The 18,509-nt window shown below is 69.4% G+C and carries 19 protein-coding genes; 8 read left to right on the top strand and 11 right to left on the bottom strand.

Annotated features, from left to right (window positions below; all coding sequences use genetic code 11):
* Nucleotides 1-34 precede the first annotated feature (34 nt).
* The 4 genes from vanX to ACH413_RS03230 all read right to left on the bottom strand — a co-directional run bounded on the left by vanX (nt 35) and on the right by ACH413_RS03230 (nt 3,317).
* A complete protein-coding gene (vanX, locus tag ACH413_RS03245; protein WP_360030094.1) occupies nt 35-643 on the bottom strand; it encodes a D-Ala-D-Ala dipeptidase VanX in 609 nt (202 codons plus the stop codon).
* Nucleotides 640-1,650, bottom strand: a complete 1,011-nt coding sequence (locus ACH413_RS03240) for a D-alanine--D-alanine ligase family protein (RefSeq protein ID WP_360030092.1) — start codon at nt 1,648-1,650, stop codon at nt 640-642. The genes vanX and ACH413_RS03240 overlap by 4 nt, the downstream gene beginning before the upstream one ends.
* Entirely contained in the window at nt 1,647-2,609 is a 963-nt protein-coding gene (locus tag ACH413_RS03235) for a D-isomer specific 2-hydroxyacid dehydrogenase family protein (protein WP_360030090.1), read from the bottom strand. The genes ACH413_RS03240 and ACH413_RS03235 overlap by 4 nt, the downstream gene beginning before the upstream one ends.
* 69 nt (nt 2,610-2,678) lie before the next feature.
* Nucleotides 2,679-3,317, bottom strand: a complete 639-nt coding sequence (locus ACH413_RS03230) for a TetR/AcrR family transcriptional regulator (protein WP_360030088.1) — start codon at nt 3,315-3,317, stop codon at nt 2,679-2,681.
* Between the two features lie 134 nt (nt 3,318-3,451).
* Here ACH413_RS03230 and ACH413_RS03225 point away from each other — a divergent pair, with 134 nt between their 5' ends.
* From ACH413_RS03225 to ACH413_RS03215, 3 genes are read left to right on the top strand one after another with little or no spacing between them, the layout of a single operon-like run.
* The gene (locus ACH413_RS03225) at nt 3,452-4,255 is read left to right on the top strand and encodes an SDR family NAD(P)-dependent oxidoreductase (protein WP_360030086.1); all 804 of its coding nucleotides are present in this window, start codon (nt 3,452-3,454) and stop codon (nt 4,253-4,255) included.
* Between the two features lie 2 nt (nt 4,256-4,257).
* Nucleotides 4,258-5,385: a DUF5938 domain-containing protein gene (locus tag ACH413_RS03220; RefSeq protein ID WP_360030084.1), complete on the top strand. Its 1,128-nt coding sequence runs from the start codon at nt 4,258-4,260 to the stop codon at nt 5,383-5,385.
* On the top strand, nt 5,385-6,923 hold the full coding sequence (locus tag ACH413_RS03215) for a long-chain fatty acid--CoA ligase (RefSeq protein WP_360030082.1): 1,539 nt from the start codon (nt 5,385-5,387) through the stop codon (nt 6,921-6,923). The genes ACH413_RS03220 and ACH413_RS03215 overlap by 1 nt, the downstream gene beginning before the upstream one ends.
* Here the strand turns inward: ACH413_RS03215 and ACH413_RS03210 are convergent.
* Both ACH413_RS03210 and ACH413_RS03205 read right to left on the bottom strand, forming a co-directional pair.
* Nucleotides 6,895-7,650 carry an NAD(P)H-binding protein gene (locus ACH413_RS03210; protein WP_360030080.1) on the bottom strand — a complete coding sequence of 252 codons (756 nt, stop codon included), beginning with the start codon at nt 7,648-7,650 and terminating at the stop codon, nt 6,895-6,897. The two genes, ACH413_RS03215 and ACH413_RS03210, sit on opposite strands and share 29 nt — an antisense overlap.
* A gap of 30 nt (nt 7,651-7,680) precedes the next feature.
* Nucleotides 7,681-8,118 (bottom strand): hypothetical protein, encoded by a 438-nt coding sequence (locus ACH413_RS03205; RefSeq protein WP_360030078.1) that lies wholly within the window; start codon nt 8,116-8,118, stop codon nt 7,681-7,683.
* A 73-nt stretch (nt 8,119-8,191) separates the two neighbouring features.
* Here ACH413_RS03205 and ACH413_RS03200 point away from each other — a divergent pair, with 73 nt between their 5' ends.
* Nucleotides 8,192-9,052 carry an alpha/beta hydrolase gene (locus ACH413_RS03200; protein ID WP_360030076.1) on the top strand — a complete coding sequence of 287 codons (861 nt, stop codon included), beginning with the start codon at nt 8,192-8,194 and terminating at the stop codon, nt 9,050-9,052.
* Between the two features lie 28 nt (nt 9,053-9,080).
* The gene (locus tag ACH413_RS03195; RefSeq protein ID WP_360030074.1) at nt 9,081-9,689 is read left to right on the top strand and encodes a helix-turn-helix domain-containing protein; all 609 of its coding nucleotides are present in this window, start codon (nt 9,081-9,083) and stop codon (nt 9,687-9,689) included.
* On the opposite strand, the gene ACH413_RS03190 is transcribed toward ACH413_RS03195, so the two are convergent.
* Nucleotides 9,686-12,682: an MGH1-like glycoside hydrolase domain-containing protein gene (locus ACH413_RS03190; protein WP_360030072.1), complete on the bottom strand. Its 2,997-nt coding sequence runs from the start codon at nt 12,680-12,682 to the stop codon at nt 9,686-9,688. The two genes, ACH413_RS03195 and ACH413_RS03190, sit on opposite strands and share 4 nt — an antisense overlap.
* Nucleotides 12,683-12,707: 25 nt before the next feature.
* Nucleotides 12,708-13,865, bottom strand: coding sequence for a nucleotide disphospho-sugar-binding domain-containing protein (locus ACH413_RS03185; protein ID WP_360030069.1), 1,158 nt, complete (start codon nt 13,863-13,865; stop codon nt 12,708-12,710).
* 43 nt (nt 13,866-13,908) lie between these two features.
* On the opposite strand from ACH413_RS03185, the gene ACH413_RS03180 reads away from it, so the two are divergent.
* Entirely contained in the window at nt 13,909-14,562 is a 654-nt protein-coding gene (locus ACH413_RS03180) for a class I SAM-dependent methyltransferase (protein ID WP_360030067.1), read from the top strand.
* Here the strand turns inward: ACH413_RS03180 and ACH413_RS03175 are convergent.
* Together ACH413_RS03175 and ACH413_RS03170 are read right to left on the bottom strand one after the other, a co-directional pair.
* Nucleotides 14,519-15,142 (bottom strand): cation transporter, encoded by a 624-nt coding sequence (locus ACH413_RS03175; RefSeq protein WP_360030066.1) that lies wholly within the window; start codon nt 15,140-15,142, stop codon nt 14,519-14,521. The genes ACH413_RS03180 and ACH413_RS03175 overlap by 44 nt on opposite strands.
* A complete protein-coding gene (locus ACH413_RS03170) occupies nt 15,135-15,452 on the bottom strand; it encodes a metalloregulator ArsR/SmtB family transcription factor (protein ID WP_360030064.1) in 318 nt (105 codons plus the stop codon). The genes ACH413_RS03175 and ACH413_RS03170 overlap by 8 nt, the downstream gene beginning before the upstream one ends.
* Nucleotides 15,453-15,704: 252 nt before the next feature.
* On the opposite strand from ACH413_RS03170, the gene ACH413_RS03165 reads away from it, so the two are divergent.
* Nucleotides 15,705-16,277, top strand: a complete 573-nt coding sequence (locus ACH413_RS03165; protein WP_360030062.1) for a class I SAM-dependent methyltransferase — start codon at nt 15,705-15,707, stop codon at nt 16,275-16,277.
* Here the strand turns inward: ACH413_RS03165 and ACH413_RS03160 are convergent.
* Nucleotides 16,264-16,944, bottom strand: a complete 681-nt coding sequence (locus ACH413_RS03160; RefSeq protein WP_360030060.1) for a TetR/AcrR family transcriptional regulator — start codon at nt 16,942-16,944, stop codon at nt 16,264-16,266. The two genes, ACH413_RS03165 and ACH413_RS03160, sit on opposite strands and share 14 nt — an antisense overlap.
* A gap of 52 nt (nt 16,945-16,996) precedes the next feature.
* Between ACH413_RS03160 and ACH413_RS03155 the strand changes: the two genes are divergently transcribed.
* A complete protein-coding gene (locus ACH413_RS03155) occupies nt 16,997-18,424 on the top strand; it encodes an MFS transporter (protein ID WP_360030058.1) in 1,428 nt (475 codons plus the stop codon).
* Nucleotides 18,425-18,509 lie beyond the last annotated feature (85 nt).

Below are 18,509 nucleotides of genomic sequence, written 5' to 3'. Positions count from 1 at the left end.
ACCGAGCCCCACCAGCCCGCCGGGGCGCGACACCTCAGCCGATCGGGAAGTCGAAGTAGGTGTCCGGGTAGGGCTCGTCGATCAGCGTGTAGTGCCACCACTCGCTGTCGTAGCGGTGGAACCCGCAGGCTTCCATGATCGAGCAGAGGTGCTGCCGGTTCGCCGTTTCGGCCTCGGTGATCCCGGACGCGCCGTGGTGCGAGATCGGGTCCATCAGGTCGTGGTCGCCGCCCATCGGCGCGAGTTCGCCAGTGGCCAGGTGATACAGCGTCAGGTCGACCGTGCTGCCTCGGCTGTGGCCTGATCTCCTTGCCACGTAACCCTTCTCGAACATCTCCGCCCTGGTGATGTTCGGGTGGTACCGCTCCTTGGTCCTGCTGTCCCCGGGTTGTTCCGCCCAGCGCAGGAAGCAGTCCACGGCGCGTTGCGGGCGATAGCCGTCCCACAGCAGCAGGCCGAAGCCGAGCGACTCGGCCTTCTCGTGCGCCTTCTCCAGCGCGGCGGTCAGGGCTCGGGTGCCGACGACGCGGTTGACGAGGTAGCCGTCGACGGGTTTGCCGGTGAAGTTGTCCCACGTGGCGTACTTGGCGTCCCAGCGGATTCCGGGCGCGCACTCGTCCACGAAGACGAAGTCCGGGTTCACCGGGACCTGCCCGCCAGCGACACCAGCCGGTCGATCACGTCGCCGAGCGACAGGCCCGCGGCCGCCATCATCCTCGGGTAACGGCTGTAGGAGGTGAGGCCGGGCATGGTGTTGACCTCGTTGAGGACCGCCTTCCCGTCCGGCGTCAGGAACATGTCGACGCGGGCGAGCCCGGAGCAGCCCAGGGCGCGGTAGATGACCTTTGCCGTCTCCTGGACGAGTGCGCGCGACTCCTCCGGGATGTCCGCGGGCACGATGAACGTCGAGTTCTCCGAACCCGTTTCGGGCGTGCTCTCCTGGTGGATGCGGAAGAAGCCGTGGGTCAGCGCGACCCGGTCCAGCTCGCCGGCGACCAGGTCCAGGCCGTCGCCCAGGATCGAACAGCCGATCTCGCTGCCGGCCACCGCTTCCTCGATCAGCACCTTCGAGTCGTACTGCCGGGCGACCTCCACCGCGACCGCCAGCTCGTCCTCCGCGGACACCTTCGTGACGCCGAACGACGACCCGGAGCGGGCCGGCTTGACGAACACCGGGTAGGTGAGCTCGCTGAGTTCGACCTTCTCGTCCGGCGTCACGGTCCAGAAGTTCGGCGTCGCCACCCCGGCGCTCCTGGCGACGACGTACGTGAGGGACTTGTCCATGCACAGCGCGGAACTCTGGACGTCGCAGCCGATGTACGGCACGCCCGACAGCTCCAGCAGGCCCTGCACCGCGCCGTCCTCCCCCAGCCTGCCGTGCAGCACGGGAAAGACGACGTCCAGGCTGATCGACTCGAACCGGTCCCCGTCCAGGACGAGCAGTCCGCCGGGCGAGAGCACGACCGGGCGGCCGTCCGCCGCGTCCGGGCCGTCGCACAGCCTCCAGTCACCGCCGCGCGTGATCTTGATCCAGAACGGGTCGTACCTCGCGGTGTCGAGGCTCCCCGCGACCTCCTGCGCGGACTTCACCGAGACGGGATGCTCCTCGAACGATCCGCCGAAGATGATCCCGATCTTCACCTTGGTCATGCTTTTCCCCCGTTTTCGAAGTGCAGGCAGTTGATGAGACTGTTTTCCACGGTGTCGCTCAGGGCGTGGTCCGTGTAATAAGCCGTGTGCGGGCTGATGAGCACGTTCGGCATTCTTTGCAACTGCGTCAGCGGTTCGCTGTCGATCTCGCGCGCACGGCAGTCGGCGTAGAAGATTCCTTCCTCGCCTTCGACCACGTCCAATGCCGCGCCGCCCAGACGACCACTTTCCAACGCCTCGACCAGCGCCTTGGTGTCGATGAGCGGGCCGCGTCCGGTGTTGACGACGACGGCGCCGTGCTTCATCAGCCCGATGCGGTCGCGGTCGAGGAGATGATGTGTTCCCGCGTTCAACGGCGTGTGCAGCGTGACGATGTCGCACAGCCGCAGCAGTTCGTCCAGCGGCACGTAGTCGGCGGAGTTGCGGGGCCTGCTGTCGTGGGCCAGCACGCCGCAGCCGAAGCCGCGCAGCCGGTCCAGGACCGCCACGCCGATGCGCCCGGTGCCGACCACCCCGACGGTCAGGTCGCGCAGTTCTTTGCCGCGCACGGCCTGAAGCCGGTAATCGTGCAGGTCGGCTCGTCTCAACACGGACTTCATGTCCCGGATGACCATCAGCATCAACATCACCGCGTAGTCGGCGACGCTGTCGGGTGAGTAGGCGATGTTCCCGACGGTGATGCCCAGGCTCTCGGCGTGCTCCACGTCGACGTGGTCGAAGCCGACGCTTCGGGTGGAGATGTAGCGCACGCCGGCACGAGCGAGCGCCGAAAGCGTGGCAGTGGTGATGCGGGTTTTGTGGCCGACGCTGACGCACCGGTTTCCGCGCGCCAGTTCGGCGTTGGACTCGGACACCGCTTCTTCGATGATGGTCGGTGTCACGCCGCAGCGGGGTGCCATTTTCCGGAACAGGACGGCCTCGTCCTGTCCGCACCCGTAAATCGTGATGCCCGTTGCCATGCGTCTCAGTCAAGACAGCACGGCGTTGCCGGCCCGTATGCGGTTATCGATATACCGGCGATATGGCCGCTATTCGGCCTTGGTCACCATCAGACCGATCGCGGCCGGCAACTCGACGCGCAACTGGGCGACGTTGTCCGCGTTGCCCGCCAGGTGGTTCAGCAGCGCCCGCTGGAAGATGCCGTCGAGCGTCACGTAGATCATGGTGGGCGAGACGGCGACCGTGCCGCCGACCAGTTCGGCGTAGCGGCTGACCACGCGCCACACCATGTCCTCGCGGTGGCCGTCGATGTCCAGCACGTCGGCGCGGAACGACTCGTCGAACAGGCTCTGGTTGCGCAGGTCGTACCAGAGGCGGTGCAGCGTCGCGTCCTGGCCGAGGGTGTCGAAGAACATCGCCACGAACTCGTCCCGCAGCTGGTCCGCCGTCGTGGAGGTGGCCACGACCTCGTCGTAGCGCGTCACGCAGACGACCTCGTACTGGCGGACGGCCTCGGTGATCAGGTCCCGCTTGTCCGCGAAGTAGTAGTGCAGGACCCCGTGGGAGAACTCGGAGTTCTGCGCGATCTCCCGCAGGCTCGTCCGCGCGTACCCCAGTTCGGCCAGCGTGTGCAGGGTCGCCACGGCGAGTTCGGTCCGCCGGGCGTCGAACTTGTCGACCTGCCGGCGGGTGATGCGGTCCTGCTTGCGCGAAGCGACATCCGTCACGCCTCGGATCCTAACGCTCACTGCGACAAACCTTGACCAAACGTCCAAAAAATCTTGGACAGTCGTCAAAGAAAAACTTGACGACTGTCAAGGAAAAGCTAGTGTGTGAGCCATCTCACCGAGGAGGCGACTCAATGACGAGTTATCAGCTGGACGGGCGGAAAGCGCTGGTCACCGGGGGTGCGCGAGGACTGGGCGCAGGCATGGCCCAGGCCCTGGCGCAGGCCGGCGCGGCGGTGCTGATCGGCGACGTCCTGGAGGAGGAGGGCAAGCAGACCGCCCAGGCGTTGCGTGACTCGGGCGCCACGGCGGAGTTCGTTCCGCTGGACGTCACCGACGACGCGAGCTGGGCCTCCGCGGTGAGCACGGCGGTCGACGCGATCGGCGGCCTCGACATCCTCGTGAACAACGCGGGCATCGAGATCACCAGCCTGATCACCGAGCTCGACCCCGCCGACGTCCGCAAGATGCTCGACGTGAACGTCCTGGGCACCGCGCTGGGCATGAAGCACGGCCTGCGCGCGATGCGTCCCGGCGGCGCGGCGGGCAACGGCGGCTCGATCATCAGCGTCGCGTCCGTCGCGGCGACCATCGCCTTCCCCGGCATCAGCGTCTACTCGGCGACCAAGTCCGCCATCGACCGGCTGACCAGGGTCGCGGCCGCGGAGTCCGGCAAGCTCGGCTACGGCGTGCGCGTCAACTGCATCTACCCCGGCCTCACGCCCACCGCCATGGGCAACCAGCTGGCCGTGGACTGCGCCCAGCTGGGCCTGTTCCCGTCGGTCGAGGCCGCCGTCGGCGCGGTCGTGGAGCTCACGCCGCTCGGCCGGCTCGGGCAGGTCGACGACATGGCCGACGCGGTGGTCTTCCTCGCGTCCGACGCCTCCAAGTTCATCACCGGGGCGGGTCTCCCGGTCGACGGCGGAATGGGGATGTGACCGTGCCTACCGACAAGCCTGTCGTCGTTTATGGAGCCTCCGGCTACACCGGACGCCTGATCTGCGAGTACCTGCGCGAGTACGGGATCCCGTTCCTCGCCGCCGGCCGCGATGGCAAGAGGGTCAAGGAGACCGTCGACGCCGTGCCCGGCATCGAGACGGTCGACTACGACGTCCTCGAGGTCGAGCACACCGAGGCGGCGCTGACCGAGGCGTTCACCGGGGCCAAGGTCGTGCTCAACACCGTCGGCCCGTTCTCCCGCTACGGCCACGAGGCGGTGCAGGCGAGCCTGAACGTCGGCGCGCACTACACCGACACCAACGGCGAGCAGGACTGGATGATCGACTCCGACGCCCGGTACGGCGCCGAGTTCGCGAAGCAGGGCCTGCTGCTCTCCCCCGGCATCGCGCAGATGTACACGGTCGGCGAGATCGCCGCGCAGATCTGCCTGGAGCAGCCCGGACTGGACACTTTGGACATCGGGGTGTTCTGGAAGGGTTATCCCACCGTCGCCTCCACCAACACCATCCTCACGAACGCCGCGTTCTCGAAGGCCTTCTACCTGGAGCAGAACGAGTACGTGGAATGGCCCGCGGACGCCGGTCTCTACGAGCTCGTCGTGCCCGGCCAGCACGAGCTGGGCCTGGCGTTGCCGTGGGGTGGAACGGCTCATCCGGTGTGGTTCAAGAGGGACCCGCGGGTCGCGTCGGTGCGGGCGCTCGGCGGCGTCTTCAACCGGCCGTTGATGCAGGGCGTGCCGCAGATCGTCGCGGCGGCGCTGGAACAGATGGAAGGCAAGTCGGACAAGGAGAAGTACGAGATCGTCGACGCGTTCTCCGCGCAGGTGCGCAGTGAGATGCCGCCGCGGGAGAACCCGAGGATCAACATCTCGCTCGACTCCGTGCACGCTTCCGGTCCGCTGGGCCGCGCGAGCTGCGTGATCCACGGCAACTGCAACTACAAGCAGACGGCGCTGCTGAACGTGCGCGCCGCCGTGCACCTGTTGCAGGACGCGCCTCGCCGCGTCGGGTTCGCGTCCGGGTGCCAGGCGTTCGGGCACCGGGAACTGCTGGGCGCGCTGCGGTCGTTCGGCCTGGTGCTCGACCCGATCGTCGAAGTGCACCGCTGATGCGCCTCTGCGACTACCTGGACAAGGGCGCGTCGCTCGGGGGCGACGCGCCCTGCCTGACCATCGGCGGGGTCTCGCAGAGCTACGCCGAGGTGCAGCAACGCTCCCGTGCCATCGCGGGAGCGTTGCAGGGCAGCGGGATCGCCCCCGGCGACCGGGTCGCGGTGCTGTCCGCCAACGATCCGCTCGCGCTCACCTGCGTGTTCGGCATCTCGCGGGCCGGCGCGGTGTGGTGCCCGGTCAACCCCCGCAACGAGGCGGCGGAGAACCGCGAGCTGCTCGACCTGTTCGGCTGCCGGTGCCTGTTCTTCCAGGCGAAGTTCGCACCGCTGGTCGACCGGATCCGCGGCGATCTGCCCGCGCTGACCACGCTGGTGTGCCTGGACGGCGAGGTGGAGGGCGCGGTCACGTTCTCCGACTGGCTTTCCGAGCACGGGCGTGAGCCGGAACCGGTCTCCGTGGCCGACGACGACCTCTGCGTGCTGGCGGGCACCGGCGGTACGACCGGGCGTCCCAAGGGCGTGCGGCTGACCGGGCACAACCTGGAGACCGCGACCGCGCTGACGTTGATGAGCTACCCGTTCAGCGCCCGGCCGCGCTACCTCGCGCTCGCCCCGCTCACGCACTCGGCGGGCGTGCTCACGTTCCCGATCATGTCACTGGGCGGCGAGACGGTGATCATGCCCGCACCGGATCTCGGCGAGTTCCTGCGGCTGATCGAGCACCACCGGATCACGCACGCGTTCCTGCCGCCGACCGTGATCTACGGCCTGCTCGACCACCCCGCCCTGGACTCGACGGAACTCGGTTCGCTGCAGTGCCTCTGGTACGGCGCCGCGCCGATGTCCCCGGTGCGGCTGACCGAGGCACTCCACCGGATCGGGCCCGTGATGGGCCAGCTGTTCGGACAGACCGAGGCGCCGAACATGATCGCCACCCTCGCCCCTGCCGACCACTTCCTGCCGGACGGGTCGATCGCGGTCGACCGGTTGTCGTCGGCGGGCAGGCCCACGCCGCTGACGCAGGTCGCGATCATGGCCGCGGACGGCACGCTGCTGCCCGCGGGCGAACGCGGCGAGATCGTGGTGCGCGGTCCGTTGGTGATGGCCGGGTACCACGAGAATCCGGCGGCCACGGCGGAGGTCAGTGCTTTCGGCTGGCACCACACCGGCGACATCGGGTACCTCGACGCGGACAACTACCTGTTCATCGTCGACCGCGCCAAGGACATGATCATCACCGGTGGGTTCAACGTGTACTCGGCCGAGGTCGAGCAGGCGTTGCGGGCCCATCCGGCGGTCCAGGACAGCGCCGTCGTCGGACTGCCCGACCCGAAGTGGGGCGAGCGGGTGACCGCCGTGGTGCAGCTGCGGGTCTCCGGCCAGGCCGACTCCGACGCGTTGATCGCGTTCGTGAAGGAGCAGCTGGGCAGTGTGAAGGCGCCCAAACAGGTGGAGATCTGGCCGGACCTGCCGCGGTCCAAGGTGGGCAAGGTGCTCAAGGCCGAGATCAGGCAGCAGCTGACCTCCGGGCCCTGAGTTCGGCGAGGTGTTCCTCGAACGTGCCCGGCGCCTCGGTGAACGGCCCCTGCGGCAGCAACGCGCCGCCGGTCATCGCCCTGCCCACGCGGCCGGGCAACCGCACCGGGACGAGGATCTTGCGGTCACCTCGCGCCGCGGCGATCTGCTTCGCCATGTCCTGCATGAGCAACTCCCGCGGCCCGGCGATCGGCGGCACGAACTCGCCGGGCCGTCCCACCAACTCCACCAGCCTCGTCGCCACGTCGGCGGCCGCGACCGGGCGGCACAGCATCTTCGGCACCACGACGAACGGGCCACGCGCGTCGAGCAGTGGTTCGGCGAACTCGTGGAACTGCGTGGCGCGCAGAATCGTCCACGGCAGCGGACCGCCGCTGACCAACTCCTCCTGCCGGCGTTTGCCCATGTAGTAGCCCGTGTCCACCTTGTCCAGGCCCACAATGGACAGTGCCAGGAAGTGGCCGATCCCCGCCCTCGCACCGGCGTCGAGCAGGTTCGTGGTCACGGTCCCGAAGAACCTGACGGCCGCCTTCCTGCTCAGCAGCATCTGGTTGCTGACGTCGATGATCGCCTCGCAGCCCGTCAACCGTTCCACGAGCCCCTGCCCGGTCATCAGGTCCACACCGGTCCCGCGGGACAGGACCACGGCGTCGTGCCCCGTTCGTTCCAGCTCCCGCACCACGAACCTGCCGACCACACCGGTTCCGCCGGCCACTGCCACCCTCATCGCCGTTCTCCTCATCCCTGACCTGTGTCATCAGGGGGACGAGGTGGCGCTCCGATTCGTGACAGCCGCCCTGCCGGGGATCACCGGAATGACCGACGTCACCACGAGCAGGCTCAGCAGAACCACGTTCAGCGCCTGGTCAAGCGGCTCGTACAGGTGCAGCATCGTCAGGTGGTAGAGGAAGTGCAGGGTGTTGAAGACCAGCAGGGCGGCACCTGCCAGCGGCACGACCCCCGGCTTCTTCGCGTAGGCCAAAGCCATCAGGCTCAGCGCGGTGAACGCCAGGTAGGCCGCGCCCACGTCCTTGGCGAAGTGCTCGTTGTAGGGGCCGAGCTGGGGCAGCCAGCGCAGGCCCAGTCCCGGGAACGTGTCGTACCAGGTCTTCGGGGCGAAGTAGGCGAAGCCACCGACGTACGCCGACGTGACCGCGATGAAGCCCAGGCTGATCCGGTCGAGCAGAAGTTTCATGACACCGTCCTTCGTTGCAGGCAGCGCGAACGTAGCTGACAATTTCCTCACAACTGGTTGGCACCATGCGGCCATGACCGCACGCACCACCTGTCTCCTGTCGGCACTGTTCGCTCTCACCGTGAGTTCGTGCACAGCCGGTACCGCGGCGCCCCCGGAGTCCACCTCGAACACAACTACCACCATCACCACGACGACGAAGGCCCCGTACCCGCCCGCGGTCGACTACGCCCCGCACGTGCCCGAACGGACGCGCAAGACCGCCGCCGGCCGCCAGGTCAACACCTGCGTCCCCGAAGCACTCGACAAGAACGTCTTCACACTGACCACTTCGGACGGTGTGCGTCTGTCCGCAATGGAGCTGGGCGGCGGCGATCGCGGTGTACTGCTGTCCCACGAGCAGGGCTACTACATGTGCTCGTGGCTGGCGCTGGGCGAGGAACTGGCCGCGGCCGGGTATCACGTCGTGCTGTTCGAGTACCGCAACCACGGCGCGTCGGAGACGTCCGAGGACAACGACCACATCGATCGGGACACACGGGCCGCGCTCGCCGCGCTGCACTCGTTCGGTGCGGACAGGGTGCTGCTGGGCGGCGCCTCGTGCGGTGGCACGTCGAGTGCGGTGACGGCGGCGGACGAGCCGAAGCTGACCGGGCTGCTGATCCTCTCGTCACCCGCGAAGTGCGCTGGTCAGGACGGGGAGGCGGCTGCCAGGAGGATCACCGCGCCGTCGTTCTTCGCCGTGTCGCCCGAGGACTACAGCGGCAACATGATCAAGGAGACGCGGAGGTTGTACGAGGCTTCGGCGGCCGCGGACAAGCACCTGGAGATCGTGCCGGGTGGGCGGCACGGGACGGACATGTTGCGGCACGACGACCCGGAGAAGCTTCATCAGCTCGTGCGCGACTTCATCGACTCCGCCTTCCGGGGCTGAGCGGAGATCAACGGGTAGCGTGCAGGTCGTGGAACCTGTTGCGCTGCCGTTGGGACGTCCCCGAGAAGAACGGGCCGACGCCGCGCGCAACCGTGCCCACCTGATCGCCGTCGCCCGCGAGATGGTCGCGGAACTGGGTGTGGACAAGGTCACGATGGACGGGCTCGCCGAACGCGCCGGTCTGGGCAAGGGCACCGTGTTCCGGCGCTTCCGCACCCGTGCGGGCATCTTCCACACCCTGCTGGACGAGGAGGAGAAGCTCTTCCAGGAACGGGTGATGACCGGCCCGCCGCCGCTGGGTCCCGGTGCGCCGGCGGCCGAGCGGCTCGCCGCGTTCGGACGGGCCCGGCTCGAGTTCCTGATCGAGCACACCGCACTGGCGCGCGCCTCGCTGGACCCCGGCCAGCCCGTTCCCGCCGGGGACAGCCCCTCGCTGTTCCACGTCCACATGCTGCTGAGCGAGGCATGTCCGGACGACGCCGCGAGCGGCACCCTCGCCCTTCAGCTCGTCGCCGCGCTGGAGGGACCGATCCTGCTCTACCTCCAGACGCAGGACGGCGACGCGCCCGACCCGGGAGCCGTGGTGCACAACCTGATCACCAGCTGGCAGGTCCTGGTCGAGCGCGTCTGCGGTTAGGCCTTGGAACGCACGGTGAAGCGGTCGATCGTCAGCGCGCCCGCGTCCAGTCGCAGGCCCAGCGCCGGTGCCCACCCCGCGACCACCGAGGGATCCACGGCGGACCCGATCGGCGCGGACCGCAGCAACGTCCACCGGTTCGCGTGCTGCTGCCAGCTCGTCAGCTGACCGTTCTCGACGACCACGGCGAGCCGGTCGCCCGACGCCCAGTTCAGGCTCGCGCAGCACCCACCGGTGGCCTCGTCGCCCCGGCGCACTCCCTCCACGGTCACGTCGACGCCTGAGGCCTTGCCCGCGTTGTTGAACCAGGCCAGCGCGAAGTCGCGGTTGCCGGCGGTCTGGCCGAGGAACAGGCTGTCCTCGGGAGCCGAGCCCGCGAACGACCGGGGTTCGACGACGACAGCGGTTCCGCGCGCGTCCCCGGTCACCGGCGCGGCGAGCACCGATCCCGCCCGGCCACCGGATGAGGCGGTCAGCACGCCGTTCGCGACCGTCAACGTCGGCGGTGGCTCACCGAACGGGCCGTCCACGCGGTAGGAGGCCAGGCCGGCGTCGAACGTGTCGTCCCACACGACCCTGCCGTAGTCGGCGGGATCGAACACGGTCTGCGCCGAACTCAACGAGGACGTCACGCCGTCGGAGCCGGAAGCCGTTGCCAGCAAACGAATCGGCGCCCGCTCCCCCAGCCGCAGACCCGCCGGTGCCGTGACGCGCCACCGGGTGACGAGACTTTTGCCCGGCGCGAGCTGCGCGGCGTAGGACGAACTGAGCGGCACAGCGTTCCACCCGGCAGGCACGGCAAGGGTCGCCCGGACACCGCGCAACGGTTGCTGCGCCTGCAAAGTCGTGGTCGTCTCGACCCCACCGGCACGGACGGCGAGATCCTCCGGCAGTGACGCGCGCAGCCCTCGGACGGCCGAGCGCCACGACGAGAACGACGTGATGCCAACGGCTCCGCCATCAGCGCGACGAGGCAGGATCCGCACCCGGCTCGCGGTCAGCGCCGGTTGCACCAGGACGCGGTTCACCTGACGCGCCACCGGTTGCGCGGGAGTTCTTTGCTGGCCGGGTATGTCCCGCCATTGGCCGTCCCAGTACTGCAGGTCGAACGTCGTCGGCACCCGCACTCCCCCGCCGTCGTCGTAGAACACGACGCGCAGGTCGGAGATCTGGGTCGGCGCGCCGAGGTCGACCTCCAGCCAGTCCGCGGAGTTCGGGCTGCCGTAGGACGTCCAGCGCGTGCCGGGCACGTCGAGGTGGAAGTCCTGGCCGTCGATCGCCTTCGTGGGCGGGTCCGCGCTGTAGCTGTAGGACGCGCGGGCCGTGGGCAGTCCGGTCTGACTCACGTTCGCGAAGTCGTCGACCAGTTCCGGCACGTCCGCCGACCCGCGCGGCGTCACGTTCAGCCGCACCGCCCCCAGACCGGCCTGGGTGTGGGTGAGCCTGCCGTCGACCCAGACGCGCAGACCGGCGCCCTTGCCGTAGCGGCTGCCGTCCCTGTCCCACAGCACGGTGAGGTTGTGGCCGTGGTACGGCACGTTCTCGACGGCGAAGTTGTTCCACGAGTCCGGGACCAGCGGCGCGATCGACACCGTGTTGCCGAGCTGCGGCCGGATGCCGAGCAGTCCGGACAGCACGTTGTCGTTGAACGTCGAGTGGTTGTAGTCCTCGCTGTGGCCCTTGCCGTCGTACAGCCAGCGGTTCTCGTCGGGGTGGTGCGCCTCGGCGACGTACGGCTCGCCGTTCTTGCGCTGGGTCAGGGCATAGCCGCGCAGCACGGCGAGGTAGTCGTCGCGGTCGACGTAGGGCTGGCTCGGGTAGTCGATCAGCAGGTTCGCCAGTGCGGTCAGGGTCTGGCTGGTGGCGAACGGCCAGCTGGGGCCGTTCCAGCGGCAGCACCCGTTCAGCGCGTCGCGCATGAACCACGGGCTGCGGCGCTCGGCGGTGGTCGGGCCGTAGGGAGAAGCGAACCCCTGCGGATCGGTCAGTTGTGCCCAGGCCGCGCTGTTCGCGGCCGGTGGCATGTGGAAGTACCACGGCACGAAGCCGATCTCCTCGCGGTCGGCGAGCTTCGTGCGGCCGGGGTTGTTGTCGCGCATGACGTGCTTGTAGAACTTGCCCGCGTCGTCCCAGAGCCACCGCTCCTGGTTGGCGCGCAACGAATCGGCGGCCTGGTCGAACGGACGCGCACCCGCGACGTCTCCCCGTGCCCTGTACAGCTCCGCGATCGCCCGCGCGTCGCCGTACTGGTAGGCGTTGAGGGTCGGCCGGAAGCCGTCGCCACCGTGGTAGGGATCGGGACTCTGGTACGAGCTGGCCGTGTACTCCATCGCGTCCCACACCGGCGTCTGCCAGTAGAGCCCCATGTCCTGGTTGAGCTGCGGCGACCAGCGCTGCCACTGCCGGACCAGCTCGGGCAGCCGGTCGGTGGCGAACTGGGAGCGGCCGTCCACGGCGGCACGGGCGGCCACGGCGTCGGCGGCCCAAAACGAGTACTGGTGGGCCCAGTCGGTGGTGTTCTTGTTCAGGAAGTCGGTCGCGGGCTTGGGCCCGGCACCCGATCCACGCAGCCAGTAGTCGACGTAGTCGTCCAGATAGCGGTGGTCACGCAGCCAGCGGCCCTCGTAGACGTGATGGCCCGCCGCGGCGACGATTCCGCCGTTCGGCGCCGAGTAGCCGACCGGGCCGAGGAACTCCGAGACGATCCAGCCGTCTTTCGGGCCGGTGTACTTGAGCGCCTCGCGGTAGGTCCGCCAGCGGTAGTAGTAGGTGTCGCGGATCTCCCGGTCAGGGAGGTCCACGAACGGGATGTTCGCCTCGTACCAGGCCGGCTCCGGAACGTTGCCCAGCAGCTCGGAGTGGTTGAGGAAGTTCGTACCCGCGCCGACGGCCGGGTACAGGTCGGGCGCCACAGCGCGGTCTTGCTGCGCCACCGCCGGCAGGGTCGAGATCGATAACGCCGCCACCACGAGCATCGTCATTGACACGCGCATGGGCCCTATTGAAGTGGGAGCGCTCTCAACGCGCAAGACTCAACGCAGTCCGACATACCTCCACAGGATCTCGAACATCGGCGATCGTCGCCGCCGCAAGAGCCGCCGCCTCAGCGAAACCGGGATCGCCCAGCACGCGCGTCACGGCGTTCCGCAGTCCGTCGACGGTGGCCGGGCGGACGATCACGCCGCTGCCCTGCCGTGCGACCCGGCAGGCCATCTCCCACTGGTCGCCACCGCCGGGCACGACCACCACGGGAACCCCGGCCCGCAACGCCTTGACCAGCATTCCGTGCCCGCCGCCGCACACCAGCACCGAGGACTGGCGCAGCAGTTCGTCCTGCTTGCCCGGCCCCGACCGCACCCACGACGGCAGGTCGACCGGCGGCGGCGCGAACGTGGACACCACCGCCCGCACCTCCATGTCCCGCAACGCTTCCAGGGCCATCTCGGCCATGCTCTCCGCACCGGTCCAGGCCGTGGACGGGGCCACCATCACCAGCGGGGCGTCGCCCGGCGGCGGGCTCAGCGTCTCCCGGCTCGCCTCCCACAGCAGCGGCCCGACGACGTGGGCGTCGCGCGGCCAGTCCGGGCGCGGCACCTCCAGCGCGGGCAGCGTCGCGATCAACCGGGCGGCCGGGCCGGGCTCCTTCGCGGTGAGCCCGATCCGTTGCCGCACAACGGCTCGCTGCCGTTCACCCTGACGCAGCGACCTGGCCGTCATGGCCCGCAGCACCGCGTCCCGGAGCTTGCCGCGCACCCCGGTTCCGGCGGCCAGCCCGCTGCCCATCGGCGGCAACCACTTCGACGGTTCGTAGAGCGGGTGCGGCGACAGCTGGACCCACGGCACGCCGAGCAGTTCCGCGGCCATGCTCGCGCCCAGTGCGAGGACGTCGCAGACCACCAGGTCCGGATCCAGCTCAGCGAGTTGCGGGGCGAGGGCCGACGCCAGCACCGCGGCCTGGTCGTGCAGCGCGCGCCCGAGATCCGGCACGTCGCGCAGGTCGTCCAGCGACAGGCCGGCTACCCGTGAGGCCGTGATGCCCTCGGCGGTGGCAGGTTCGACCCAGCGGTCGCCGGTCAGCAGGACCGGGGTGTCTCCCGCCTCCGTGAACCGCAGGCACAACGCGATGGCCGGCACCACATGACCGGGATCGCCCCCGGAGACAACGACGACTCGCACCGGGCAGATCCTGCCCTGTTCGCGCTGGTGTTGACTGGACGGCATGGACCAGGCCCGCTGGCAGACGTACTGGGACCGCAAGTCGGCGACCTACGACGCCGAGATCGGGGTCCTGGACCGCCGGGTCTTCGGCGACTCCCGCCAGTGGGCCTGTTCGCAGGCCTCCGGGGAGGTGCTGGAGGTCGCCGTCGGCACCGGCCTCAACCTGCCGCACTACCCCGCCGGCGCCACCGTGACCGGCCTCGACCTGAGCGAGCAGATGCTCGGCCTCGCCCGCTCCCGCGCCGCGGACCTGGGCCTGCAGGTGACGTTGCGGCAAGGCACCGCGCACGCCCTGCCGTTCGACGACGGCTCGTTCGACACGGTCGTGTGCACGCTGGGTCTGTGCGCGATCCCCGACCACGAGACCGCGCTGACCGAGATGGTCAGGGTCCTGCGGCCGGGCGGACGGCTGATCCTCCTCGACCACGTGGCCAGCACTTCCCGGCTTGCGCGGGGCGTGCAGTGGCTTCTGGAGCGGATCACGGTGCCGATGGCGGGCGAGCACTTCCTGCGCCGCCCGCTGCACCTGGTCGAGGCTCGCGGTCTGGTCGTCGAGCAACGGCAACGCTTCAAGCTCGGCGTGGTCGAACGGCTCGTCGCCCGCAAACCGGTCAGCAGCAGTGGTGGCCCCGCCACGCCTCACGGCCTTCCCTGACCGCCACCACGGCGATCACCAGCGCCGCCAGCGGGTCGGCCCACCACCAGCCGAACAGGCTGTTCACCACGAGCCCGACGAGCAGCACCGCCGACAGGTAGGTGCACAACAGCGTCTGCTTCGAGTCCGCCACCGCGCTCGCCGACCCGAGTTCGCGACCGGCCCTGCGCTGGGCGTAGGACAGGCCGGGCATGATCACCAACGACACCGCGGCCAGCACGATGCCGACCGTCGAGTGCTCCGCCCGTTCCCCCTGCAGCAACGACAGCACGGACTCGACCGACACGTAGGCCGCCAGCGCGAAGAACGACACCGCGATCACCTTGAGCGCCGTCCGCTCGCGCTTCTCGGGATCACGCCCGGCGAACTGCCAGGCCACGGCCGTCGCCGAGGCGACCTCGATCACCGAGTCCAGCCCGAACCCGATCAACGCCGTCGAGCCCGCCACCGTGCCCGCCGCGAGCGCGATGACCGCCTCGACGACGTTGTAGGTGATCGTGGCGGCGACGAACATCCGGACCCGGCTCTGAAGCACGAGCTTGCGCTCGTCCACGGCCGGTGCGCAGCAGGCGTCACTCATCGGCGCAGTCCGGCCCGGGCTCAACGGCGAGCACGACGTCCACGAGTTCACTGATCGCGCGCTTGAGGTGCTGGTCCGCGAGTTCGTACCGCACCTGCCGACCCTGGTAGGTCGCGACGACCAGGCCGCAGCCGCGCAGACAGGACAGGTGGTTGGAGACGTTCGACCTGGTCAGCTCCAGCGTCTCGGCCAGCTGCGCGGGATAGCCGGGGCCGTCGAGCAGGGCGATCAGGATGCGGCACCGGGTCGGGTCCGCCAGGGCGCGGCCCAGCCGGGCGAGGGCCGCCTCCCGCGTCTCACAGGTCAGCATGGGCGGAACAGTACAGCGCTGGCTGTATTACAGCCAACGCTGAACAGTTGTTCAGGGACGGACGCGGTCAGTCGCGCAGCCGACGAGGAGCATCGCCAGGACGGCTGCGAGCGCGTGGTCGCCACTGAGCGCGCAGATGCACGCGAGTGTGAGCCAGAGCACAAGCCTCATGGACCGAGGTTAGGGACCGTACGACGGAGATCGCATCTCATTTGGGCAAGGCTTGATGGTCGCTTAGGCAAAACTGCGTTGGTGACGACGCGAGAGTTCTGGGACCGGCATGCCGCGACGTTCGACGACGAGCCTGACCACGGGCTTCGCGACCCTCTCGTGCGCGCCGCCTGGGCCCGTCTCCTGCTGCCGCTCGTCCCCGCGGAGTCCTCCGTGGCGGATCTCGGTTGCGGCACCGGCAGCCTGTCGGCCCTGTTCGCCGAGGCGGGCCACGACGTGCACGGCCTGGACCTGTCTTCGCGGATGCTGGAAGCCGCGCGGGCCAAGGCGCCGGACGCGAGCTTCACCGCCGGCGACGCGGCTCATCCGCCGTACCCCGAGGCGTCGTTCGACGTCGTGCTGGCGCGGCACGTGCTGTGGGCGTTGCCGGATCCGGCGGCGGCGCTTCAGGAATGGGTGTCCTTGCTCAAGCCGGGCGGCGTTCTCCTGCTCGTGGAGGGTCGATGGTCGACCGGGGCCGGGCTGACCGCCGCGCAGACCCGCTCGCTGGTTCTCGGGGTGCGCGTGGAGGCCGTGATCACTGCGCTGACCAGCGAGGACCTGTGGGGACGACCGATCGAGGACGAGCGCTACCTGCTGGTCAGCCGGCGGTAGTCAGGCCGTCGAGCAGCAGCCGGAGCGCGAACTCGAACCGCTCGTGCCCCTCGCCGGAGTTCAGCGTGTCCACGTGCTCGACGACGTTCGGAAAGCGGCTCACCGGCAGCATCCGCAGCCGTGCGAGCATCTCGGCCCGGTCCGGCTGCCCGCCGCGCAAGGACGATTCGAACGTGTAGCCGCTCACGTACAGGAGCACGGCGTCGATCGCCCACGCCGCCGACTGCGGTGACACGCCACCTGCCAGGAAGATCCCGAGCAGGCCCTCGGTGATCCGGAGCGTGTCGAGGTTGGCGGGCGGAGCGGACAACGCGGCCCGCGCGATCCCCGGATAGCGCAGGAACTGGTCGCGCAGCTGCCCGCAGACGTCGAGGACCTGCTCGCGCCACCGTTGCGGGTCGGGCGCGGGCACCGCCACGTTCCTGCTGAGCGTCCCGATGAGCAGGTCGTCGAGGTCGGCCTTGTTGCGCACGTGCGCGTAGAGCGAGGCGGGCCCGGTCTGCAGCGCGGCGGCGACGCGGCGCATGGTCAGCGCGTCGAAGCCCTCGGCCTCGACCAGCCTGAGCGCCGTGGTGACGATGCGGCTGACCGTGATCGGTTCCTTGCGCACCGGGGCTGACTCCTGCTCCAGCGCGGCGATCTGGGTCGCCCACTCCTCGCGGTTCATGTGACCAGCCTACCAGTTGACTCGAACAGTGTTCGTGAGTAGAACAGTGTTCGTGACTACCTACGATCTCGCGCAGCCCGAACTGCGCTCACCGCGGTCGCTGAGGGAAGCGTGGATCGCCCTCGCCGGCCTCTCCGCCGTGTTCCTCTTCGAGATGCTCGACAACTCGATCCTCAACGTCGCCCTGCCCACGATCGGCCGCGACCTGCACGCCTCGACGACCGCACTCCAGTGGGTGTCGAACTCCTACGCGGTTGTGTTCGGCGGCCTGATGCTGGTGTTCGGCGCCGTGGCGGACCGCTTCGGCCGCCGCCGCGTGATGCTCGCCGGCCTCGCACTACTTGCCGTGGCAAGCCTCGCGACTCTGTTCGTCACGTCCGTGAGCGGCCTTATCGCCGTGCGCTCGGTGATGGGCATCGCCGCCGCCATGACCACACCGGGCTCGATCGCGCTCGCGTTCCGCCTGTTCCAGGCCGACGACCTCCGCATCCGCGCGATGACGCTCATCTCGACCGTGGGCCTAGTCGGCCTGGCGATCGGCCCACCGCTAGGAGGTTTCCTGCTCGCCATCGCGCCCTGGCAGGCGTTGCTCCTGATCAACGTGCCGATCGCGGTGCTCGCGTTCGTCGGCATCGGCCGAGGCATCCAGGCCGACACGGACCTGCACCACGGTCCCGCCGACTATCTCGGCGGCCTTCTCGGCACCGCGGCGATCGCACTAGCCCTCGTCACGCCGACGCTCTTCGTCGAAGGCTCCTCCTGGCTCGCGTGGGCCGCCGCCGCACTGACCGTCGTGACCGCAATCCTGTTCGTGGTTCGCGCGCGCACGGCCAGCCATCCGTTGCTGGACCTCAAACTCGTCGCGCACCCGTTGGTCTCGAGCGGCCTCGCGTACAAGGCCGCGACCGGCCTGGCGGCAGCCGGCCTGACCTACCTCGTGACGCTCCAACTCCAGCTCGACTGGGGCTGGTCCCCCGCACTCGCCGCCGCCGGCATGCTGCCGCAGGTCGCCGTCCTCATCGCCGCGGGCCCGCTGGTCAACCGCTTCGTGCACTGGGCGGGCCTCAACCGCGCCGTGTGGCTCGGCGCGCTCTGCGTCGTCGCCGGCCTCGCCGTGTACGCACTGCTCGGCCGCCTCGGCTACCCGCCGGTCGCGATCGCGTTGGTGCTGGTCGCCATCGGCATCCGCGTGGTCGGCGCCGTCGCGGGCGTCAACGTCCTCAAGGGCCTGCCCGAGAACAGGACCTCGATCGGTGCCGCCCTGGTCGACACCGCGTCCCAGGTCACCTCGGCCGCGGGTGTCGCCGTCAGCGGCACGGTGCTGGCGGTCCTGTTCGTCGGCGGCATCGCGCAGCCGGACTGGACGAGCGCGCAGACCGCGCAGTTCGAACGGGCCGTCACGATCGGCAGTCTCGCCCTGACCGCGATGGCCGCCGCCCTCGTCGGCTGGGCGTACCTCCGGACGCGTAGCGCGCACTAGGCCGAATTGCTCCGGAAAGTTCTTGCAACGCTATGCCCGGTGTGCCTGCGGATGCTACGACGGTGTGTGAACCCCTGCAGCAAGG

The organism is Lentzea sp. NPDC020367 (assembly GCF_044387305.1).
In the GTDB taxonomy this organism is placed as follows: Bacteria; Actinomycetota; Actinomycetes; order Mycobacteriales; family Pseudonocardiaceae; genus Lentzea.
The sequence above is the reverse complement of the archived record's forward strand: the minus strand, read 5'-3'. Positions and strand labels throughout refer to the sequence as shown.

Coding starts and splice junctions, on each gene's coding strand:
- ACH413_RS03240 (WP_360030092.1), bottom strand. CDS start 1,650: ATGACCAAGGTGAAGATCGGGATCATCTTCGGCGGATCGTTCGAGGAG.
- ACH413_RS03235 (WP_360030090.1), bottom strand. CDS start 2,609: ATGGCAACGGGCATCACGATTTACGGGTGCGGACAGGACGAGGCCGTC.
- ACH413_RS03225 (WP_360030086.1), top strand. CDS start 3,452: ATGACGAGTTATCAGCTGGACGGGCGGAAAGCGCTGGTCACCGGGGGT.
- ACH413_RS03215 (WP_360030082.1), top strand. CDS start 5,385: ATGCGCCTCTGCGACTACCTGGACAAGGGCGCGTCGCTCGGGGGCGAC.
- ACH413_RS03210 (WP_360030080.1), bottom strand. CDS start 7,650: ATGAGGGTGGCAGTGGCCGGCGGAACCGGTGTGGTCGGCAGGTTCGTG.
- ACH413_RS03205 (WP_360030078.1), bottom strand. CDS start 8,118: ATGAAACTTCTGCTCGACCGGATCAGCCTGGGCTTCATCGCGGTCACG.
- ACH413_RS03200 (WP_360030076.1), top strand. CDS start 8,192: ATGACCGCACGCACCACCTGTCTCCTGTCGGCACTGTTCGCTCTCACC.
- ACH413_RS03190 (WP_360030072.1), bottom strand. CDS start 12,682: ATGCGCGTGTCAATGACGATGCTCGTGGTGGCGGCGTTATCGATCTCG.
- ACH413_RS03180 (WP_360030067.1), top strand. CDS start 13,909: ATGGACCAGGCCCGCTGGCAGACGTACTGGGACCGCAAGTCGGCGACC.
- ACH413_RS03175 (WP_360030066.1), bottom strand. CDS start 15,142: ATGAGTGACGCCTGCTGCGCACCGGCCGTGGACGAGCGCAAGCTCGTG.
- ACH413_RS03170 (WP_360030064.1), bottom strand. CDS start 15,452: ATGCTGACCTGTGAGACGCGGGAGGCGGCCCTCGCCCGGCTGGGCCGC.
- ACH413_RS03160 (WP_360030060.1), bottom strand. CDS start 16,944: ATGAACCGCGAGGAGTGGGCGACCCAGATCGCCGCGCTGGAGCAGGAG.